The organism is Parvibaculum sp., from assembly GCF_049672805.1.
Classification (GTDB): domain Bacteria; phylum Pseudomonadota; class Alphaproteobacteria; order Parvibaculales; family Parvibaculaceae; genus Parvibaculum.
The window spans coordinates 1-2,087 of sequence record NZ_JBATWS010000357.1; the positions used below are offsets into that span (position 1 = coordinate 1).

Below are 2,087 nucleotides of genomic sequence, written 5' to 3' on the forward strand. Positions count from 1 at the left end.
TTGCAGGCATAGGTAATGGTGAGCGCGTCATAGCGTGAGGGCTCACCCGCCACACCTGTTTCATCCGTCGCATCATCGCCACAGGCAGCAAGCATCAAAAGTGCGCCTGCCGCGAGCAATGTCCGCCCAACCTTCATCACCCGACCTCCTCTGTTTCACCGCTTCCCGGATTTCACGACGTAACAGCGGCACAATCAAGGCGCGCAACAGAAAAGGGAGGCCGAAGCCTCCCTTTCAGATTCATGTCTGCGGGGTTTTACGTTCCCTGCGGGGCGGGTGGCACCCCCATCGGTCCATCACCGCTCGGCTTGCCCGTAACAGGCACCGAGGAAATCGGACCATCAACAGGCTGCACCGTCTCACCACGGTCACGCACGGGCGGCTCGCCCTTCAGCAGGTTCTGAATTTCCTCACCCGACAGCGTTTCATATTCGAGCAGACCATTCGCGATGGTGTGCAACTGGTCGATATTCTCCGTGAGGATCTTCTTCGCCGTCTCATAGCCTTCCTCGACGATGCGGCGCACTTCCGCATCGATCAGGCGCTGCGTCTCTTCCGACATGTTCTGCTGGCGCGCAACGGAGTGGCCGAGGAACACTTCTTCCTCATTCTCCGAATAGGCGAGCGGGCCAAGCTTGTCACTCATGCCCCAGCGCGTGACCATAGCCTTCGCCATCTTGGTCGCCATCGCAATATCGGACGAGGCACCGGAGGTCACCTTGTCATGGCCGAAGATGATTTCTTCGGCGAGACGACCACCCATCGCAACCGCAAGGTCGGCCTGAAGCTTCGCACGCGTCACCGACACCTGGTCTCGTTCCGGCAGACGCATCACCATACCAAGCGCGCGGCCACGCGGAATGATCGTCGCCTTGTGGATCGGATCAGAAGCCGGCATATGCAGCGCCACCAGCGCATGGCCACCTTCGTGATAGGCCGTGAGCTTCTTTTCCTCTTCTGTCATGACCATGGAGCGGCGTTCCGCACCCATCATCACCTTGTCCTTGGCATCCTCGAACTCGGCCATGGTGACGAGGCGTTTGCCACGACGCGCCGCCATGAGAGCCGCCTCATTGACGAGGTTCGCAAGATCGGCGCCCGAGAAACCCGGCGTGCCGCGCGCGATGGTGCGCGCATCAACGTCAGGTGACAGCGGCACCTTCTTCATATGGACTTTCAGGATCTTCTCGCGGCCAACCACATCCGGGTTCGGCACCACGACCTGACGGTCGAAACGGCCCGGGCGCAGCAGCGCGGGATCAAGCACGTCCGGCCGGTTCGTCGCCGCGATGAGGATGATGCCCTCATTCGGTTCGAAACCGTCCATCTCGACGAGAAGCTGGTTCAGCGTCTGCTCGCGCTCATCATTGCCGCCACCAAGGCCTGCACCACGATGCCGACCCACGGCGTCGATTTCGTCGATGAAGATGATGCAAGGCGCATTCTTCTTCGCCTGCTCGAACATGTCGCGCACACGGCTCGCGCCGACACCGACAAACATTTCAACGAAGTCCGAGCCGGAGATGGTGAAGAAAGGCACATTGGCCTCGCCCGCAATGGCGCGCGCAAGCAGCGTCTTGCCGGTGCCGGGCGGGCCGACAAGCAGCACGCCCTTCGGGATGCGGCCGCCAAGGCGCTGGAACTTCGCCGGGTCGCGCAGGAAGTCCACGATCTCGGTGAGATCATCCTTCGCTTCATCAATGCCCGCGACATCATCAAACATCACGCGGCCATGGCGTTCGGTCAGCAGCTTCGCCTTGGACTTGCCAAAGCCCATTGCCTTGCCGCCGCCGCCCTGCATCTGGCGCATGAAGAAAATCCACACCGCGATCAGCAGCAGCATCGGGAACCAGGAAATCAGAATCCCGAAGAGTGAGGGCGAACCGTCATCCGCCGGCTTCGCGGCAATGCTCACATTGTTGCGCTTCAGCGTATCGACCAGCGAGGGGTCTTGCGGCGCAATCGTCTGGAACCTGCGGCCATCCGTGTAGATGCCGCTCACTTTCTCGCCCTGTATGACGACTTCGCTCACATTGCCGGAATCCACATCCGACAGGAAACGCGAATAGGCGATCTCAGACCCTGTT

Annotated in this window: 1 protein-coding gene; it reads right to left on the reverse strand. The window is 60.8% G+C overall.

The window, feature by feature from the left end:
* Positions 1 to 256 precede the first annotated feature (256 nt).
* A partial coding sequence (gene ftsH / locus WBF74_RS11190) for an ATP-dependent zinc metalloprotease FtsH (RefSeq protein ID WP_424439634.1) occupies positions 257 to 2,087 on the reverse strand: 1,831 nt, incomplete at its 5' end.